Below are 5,439 nucleotides of genomic sequence, written 5' to 3' on the forward strand. Positions count from 1 at the left end.
CCCCGCCGGCGCCGTCCGCTCCACCCAGATGGTCACCGTGCCCGGCCCCGACGGCGACCCGGTCAACCACCTGCCCGGCCAGGTGCTGCCCCGCGAGCAGGAGCAGCGCCAGCGCTCCTCCACCTCGCCCGACGCGGCCACCCGCCGCCCCGAGCCCACCGCCTCCACCGCCGGCTCCCCGGCCGCCGAGCGGTCCGCCGAGCCCACCGAGGACAGCGCCCCCGAGGCCGAGCAGGACGTCGCCGAGCAGCCCACCGCCACCCAGGGCGCCGGCGAGGAGGCCCCGCAGCAGTCCGAGCCGGTGCCCCCGCCGACCACCAGCGCCGGTCCCACCGCCGGCGCGGGCAGCGGCGGCGACGGCGACTTCTCCTCCTCCACCGGCGGCTCCGGCTCCGGCGGCGGCGAGGACGCCTCCTCCGGCGGCGGCAGCGACGGCGGCGGCAGCTCGTCCGGCTCCTCCTCCGGCTCGACCGGCGGCTCCGGCTCCGGCGGCGGCAACAGCAACCCGCTGGGCGGCCTGCTGGGCTGACACGGGCCCTCACGAGGGGGGGCGGCGGCTCGCAGGAGCCGTCGCCCCCGCTCGTACGCGAGGGGCGGCGGCCGCGGGATCGTTCCCCGCGGCCGCCGCCCCTTTCGCCGTTCCCGGCCTCAGCTCCCCTTCTCAGCGTCCATGCGGGTCAGTTCCCGCGCCGCCTCCCGCAGATCCTTCGCCGTGTCGATCGCGCGCCAGTACGCGCCCTGAGGCAACGGGAAGCCAGCCAGCCGGCGTTCACGGGCCAGCCGGGGGAACGTGGTGCGCTCGTGGTCGCCGCTGTCCGGCAGCAGGTCGGCGAAGGCCGGCGCGAACACGTACACACCCGCGTTGATCAGGTACGGCGACGGGGGCGCCTCGACGAAGTCGGTGATGTGCCCGAAGGCGTCCGTCTCGACCGCGCCCCAGGGGATACGGGGCCGGGCCAGCGCGAGCGTGGCGAGGGCGTCCCGCTCGGCGTGGAAGGCGGCCATCTCGCGCAGCGGGAAGCGGGTCCAGATGTCCCCGTTGGTGGCGTACCAGGGCTGCTCGGGGTGCGGCAGCCGGGCCGCGGCGAACTTCAGCCCGCCGCCCCGCCCCAGCGGCTCGTCCTCCACCACCGTGCGGACCCGCAGGGGCAGTTCGGCCCGGCTCAGCCACTCCTCCAGCACGCCGGCCAGGTGGCCGCAGGAGATGACGGCGTCCGTCACGCCCTCCGCGGCCAGCCAGGCAAGCTGAAAGCCGATGATCGGGGTCCCGGTGCCCGGGATCTCGACCATCGGCTTGGGGCGGTCGTCGGTGTAGGGGCGCAGGCGCGAACCCTGGCCGCCCGCCAGGACCACGGCCTGCGTGGGAGAGGAGTGCTGCTGCATGGGCCGCACCCTAGGGCCCCACCGGCCCTGCGGGCGTGCCGCCGCACACTCAGCGGACGTTGGCGACGCCGGAGGCGAACGAGGTGTCGCAGACCGGCCGCGAGTAGGTCTGGGCGCGCACCGGGCCGTAGTGGTCGACGGCGGCGCGGCCGAGGGCCTTGGCGATCGACATGCAGTGCTTGGCGAGCGACGGCCGCTCCTCCACCTCCCGCTGGAGACTCGTCAGGGCGAAGCCGGGGTCCTTCTGCTGGAGCTCGGCGAGGAGCTTGTCGCGCAGGACGTCCTGGGGCGCGGCGGTCTTGGCGGCCGGCGCCGAGACGTTCTCGGAGGACGCGGTGAGCATCTGCGTACCGGCGGTGTTGCCCGCCCACGGGACGCTGGCGACCGCGAGGGTCCCGGAGAGCACCAGGACGACGGGCAGGACGAAGGCGAGGGAACGGCCGATGCGGCGTGCGCTGTGGGTCACGGACGTGAGCGTAGCGGCCGGTAGTAATTTGGAGACATTTAGTCACCCCCACGAGGGATGGTTCGATGCTCCTTTTCGAATGACGTGTTGACGGGGCCGCCCGAATCGACCGCTATGCCGGGGTATTTGTCCCCAAAGATGATCAGCAGTTCGTTCGCCGTGGGCGTGGATCGCCTGCCGTGGGCGGAGGCCGCTCGGCGCGGGCGTCCACCGTCTGGTACGGGCGTGCAACCGCGGCGGCCCCGCACCGGAGTACGGGGCCGCACACGCGTCTTGTGGTGCCGCGCGGTCACACGTCGGACAGCCGCTCGCCGGTCGAGGTCGAGAAGACGTGCATCTCGTCCGAGCGGGGGACCACGTGCAGCACGGAGCCCTTCTCCGGGATGGCGCGGCCGCCGACGCGGACCACCAGGTCCTTGTGGGCGTCGCCGCCGACCTTCGCGGAGCCGTAGACGTACCCGTCCGCGCCCAGCTCCTCCACCACGTTGACCGACACGGCCAGCCCGGCCGCCTCGCTGTCGTCGTCCTTGCGCAGCGAGGCGCCCGCGCCGCCCCCGTGCTCGACGACGTCGAAGTGCTCCGGCCGGACGCCCACGGTCACCGTGGTGTCGCCCCGGTCGGCGGCCGCCGCCAGCGCGTCCCGCGACACCCGCACCACGCTGTTGCCGAACTTCACCCCGCCGTCCGTGATCGGCACCTCCACCAGGTTCATGGCGGGGGAGCCGATGAAGCCGGCGACGAACAGGTTCGCCGGGCGGTCGTACATGTTGCGCGGGGTGTCCACCTGCTGGAGCAGCCCGTCCTTGAGGACGGCGACCCGGTCGCCCATGGTCAGCGCCTCGACCTGGTCGTGGGTGACGTACACGGTCGTGATGCCGAGCCGGCGCTGCAGCGACGCGATCTGCGTACGGGTCGACACACGCAGCTTGGCGTCGAGGTTCGACAGCGGCTCGTCCATCAGGAAGACCTGCGGCTCACGCACGATCGCGCGGCCCATCGCGACCCGCTGCCGCTGACCGCCCGAGAGCGCCTTCGGCTTGCGGTCCAGGTACTCGGTGAGGTCGAGGATCTTCGCTGCCTCCTCGACCTTCGCCCGGATGTCCGTCTTGTTCACGCCGGCGATCTTGAGCGCGAAGCCCATGTTGTCGGCGACGGACATGTGCGGGTAGAGCGCGTAGTTCTGGAACACCATGGCGATGTCCCGGTCCTTCGGCGGCAGGTGGGTGACATCGCGCTCACCGATCCGGATGGCGCCGCCGTTGACGTCCTCCAGTCCGGCGAGCATGCGCAGCGAGGTCGACTTGCCGCAGCCGGACGGGCCGACCAGGACGAGGAACTCCCCGTCCGCGATCTCGATGTCGAGCTGGTCGACGGCGGGCTTGGTGCCCCCGGGGTACAGCCGGGTCGCCTTGTCGAACGTGACAGAAGCCATGGTGATGCGGTCCCTTCACCGGCAGGAACGTGCCGGACGATCCGAGTAAAGGAGGCCCCCGTCCAGCGGCGCCCGCCGCTGCCCAGGGGTCTAGTCCACGTCGCGGACTGCCGTGACGGTACCCCGCCCACCGCCTCCTGTCAGCAGCCGCCGCCCCCGGAATCCCGACCGTGACGAGGCCGTGTCCGGTTACACTCGTCCCGCAGCGCCTCCTTAGCTCAGCTGGCCAGAGCACCGCTCTTGTAAAGCGGGGGTCGTCGGTTCGAACCCGACAGGGGGCTCGATGGATGAAGGGTCGGCGGCCGGGGAACACCCGAGCGCCGGCCCTTCGCGCTGGGTTCGGGCACCGTCCAGCTCCGCTGTGCCGGTGTCCGTCCTGCCGGGCCCCGGCGGAGCGCTCCAGGCGGTGCGCCTCCCCGGGACGAGTCCGGCGGGGAAGGGCGACCGGCCGGACGCCGGCAGTGGACTTCCGTGCCCTGTCGCTCGGCCGTTCCGTTCCTGCAGCCCGGACTGGGGGCGGCGGACCAGGACCACAGGCGGGCAGCGCTGAGCACCAGCGGCTGCCCCTCTCGGTATTACTACCTGTTCGTATGATCCCGCCATGGATGCGGTGGAGGTCGCGACGGCGATCGCACGAGGCAACGCCTGGTCGTTCCTGGTCGTGGAAGAGGGACGGCAATTCCAGGGAAATGCCGGCTACGACGACGTTGTGGAGGAGTCCTACAGCTACGACTCGACTGTGGGAAACCATCGTCGGGTCGCAGTGGGTGATCTTGTCGTCGTCCGTACCGGCACCGAAGCCCTTGGCATCGGGTACGTGGAAGAGCTGGAGGTGATCCGGAACCAGGAGAAGCTTCGCAGCCGATGTCCGCAGTGCGGAAGCACCGGGTTCAAAGGGCGGACGTCCCAGCTGCCCCGCTATCGCTGCAGCCCGTGTTCCACCGTCTTCGACCGCCCGAGGGTGGAATCGATCCGGGTGACCAACTACAGGGCTCACTACGGTGGCACCTGGCAGCCTCTTGAAGGGAGCTTGGACAAGGCCCGACTGGCCGACCTCAGCCTCAGCAGGTCCGACCAGCAGTCGATCAAAGCCATGGACAGGGTGAGAACGCTTGCCGCAGTGGCCTCACGGGGAGTCCGCCTCCCTCAGCAGAGCCGAAGGCCCGGAGGGGAAAGGCACCGCCCCTTCGAGTTGCCCGGGGGGCGCAGGCGGACGACGGCAGCGGCTCGACGCGGTCAGGATGCGTTCCGCAGAGCCCTGGTCCGACAGTACGGGCTGGTCTGTGCCGTTACCGGCGCAGCGCCGGCGGAGGTGCTCGAAGCTGCTCACCTTCGGCCGTTCGCGACCGCGGAACGGCATCTCGTCGGGGAGGGACTGCTCCTGCGCTCGGACATCCACCGTCTCTTCGACAGTGGCCTGCTGGCCATCGCACAGGACCTGACGGTGTGCGTCGCACCGAGCATCGCAGGCCACGCCGCATACAGCCCTCTGAACGGTGCACCCCTGCATCTCCCAGAGGCAGCACCACTGGACCGCACCGTTCTCCGGGAGCACCACGCCGCTACCACCGCTACGTGGTGACGCACGTGTCCGCGGCCATGGGGGACGAGGGCATTGTCGGCTCCTGAGGCGTCTGCCGACTCCCGTGACGTGCGGCAGGGGGAGGCGAGGCAGGATGCGGAGGAGGTCCCGGACCGTTGGTCCGGGACCAGCGCCTGTAAGCGGTGCGAGGGCACCGGCTCCGGGCGCTCTTGACGAGGAGTCATTCGACCCGTTGGCCGTCCGGTACCTGGTAGCAGCCGCTGGTGATGAAGAGGTTGAGGTTCGGACTGGTGTCCTTCGCGAAGTAGGCGATCTTGACGCTGTACTTCCTGGCGTCGTGGTCGGCGGCTTCGTGCGTGGTGCTGGTGCCCGCGGACGGAGGACTGGTGGGCCTGTCGCCAGTCGTGCTGCATCCGGTGAGGGTCGAAAGGGCGAGTATCCGCGCAGGAGCGCGCAGGCTCCTGGCTTGGTGGTCATGACCAGAGGCCTCGTAGGGGGTTGGTGCCCACGGTGGTCGGCGGTGACATGGTTCTCGGGGCAATGGGGTGGGGGTGACCAATGTGAGCGAGGGCGAAGGTCTGTACGAGGACGTCGCGGCCTGGGGTGGGCTGGGGG

At 71.3% G+C, this 5,439-nt stretch carries 4 protein-coding genes, 1 tRNA gene and 1 pseudogene; 3 read left to right on the forward strand and 3 right to left on the reverse strand.

What is annotated here, in order from left to right; translation table 11 throughout:
- Positions 1–529: pseudogene (locus C6N75_RS30825) on the forward strand (hypothetical protein); the annotation flags it as partial.
- A 119-nt stretch (positions 530–648) separates the two neighbouring features.
- Here C6N75_RS30825 and C6N75_RS20780 read toward each other — a convergent pair.
- The 3 genes from C6N75_RS20780 to C6N75_RS20790 all read right to left on the reverse strand — a co-directional run bounded on the left by C6N75_RS20780 (position 649) and on the right by C6N75_RS20790 (position 3,281).
- Positions 649–1,383, reverse strand: a complete 735-nt coding sequence (locus C6N75_RS20780; RefSeq protein ID WP_105870424.1) for a nucleotidyltransferase family protein — start codon at positions 1,381–1,383, stop codon at positions 649–651.
- 49 nt (positions 1,384–1,432) lie between these two features.
- On the reverse strand, positions 1,433–1,849 hold the full coding sequence (locus C6N75_RS20785; RefSeq protein ID WP_105870425.1) for a hypothetical protein: 417 nt from the start codon (positions 1,847–1,849) through the stop codon (positions 1,433–1,435).
- Between the two features lie 289 nt (positions 1,850–2,138).
- On the reverse strand, positions 2,139–3,281 hold the full coding sequence (locus tag C6N75_RS20790; protein WP_105870426.1) for an ABC transporter ATP-binding protein: 1,143 nt from the start codon (positions 3,279–3,281) through the stop codon (positions 2,139–2,141).
- A gap of 207 nt (positions 3,282–3,488) precedes the next feature.
- Between C6N75_RS20790 and C6N75_RS20795 the strand changes: the two genes are divergently transcribed.
- Positions 3,489–3,562 (forward strand) — tRNA-Thr (locus tag C6N75_RS20795).
- Positions 3,563–3,882: 320 nt separating this feature from the next.
- Positions 3,883–4,863 (forward strand): HNH endonuclease, encoded by a 981-nt coding sequence (locus C6N75_RS20800; protein WP_105870427.1) that lies wholly within the window; start codon positions 3,883–3,885, stop codon positions 4,861–4,863.
- Positions 4,864–5,439: the final 576 nt, after the last annotated feature.

Source organism: Streptomyces solincola (assembly GCF_002982015.1).
Classification (GTDB): domain Bacteria; phylum Actinomycetota; class Actinomycetes; order Streptomycetales; family Streptomycetaceae; genus Streptomyces; species Streptomyces solincola.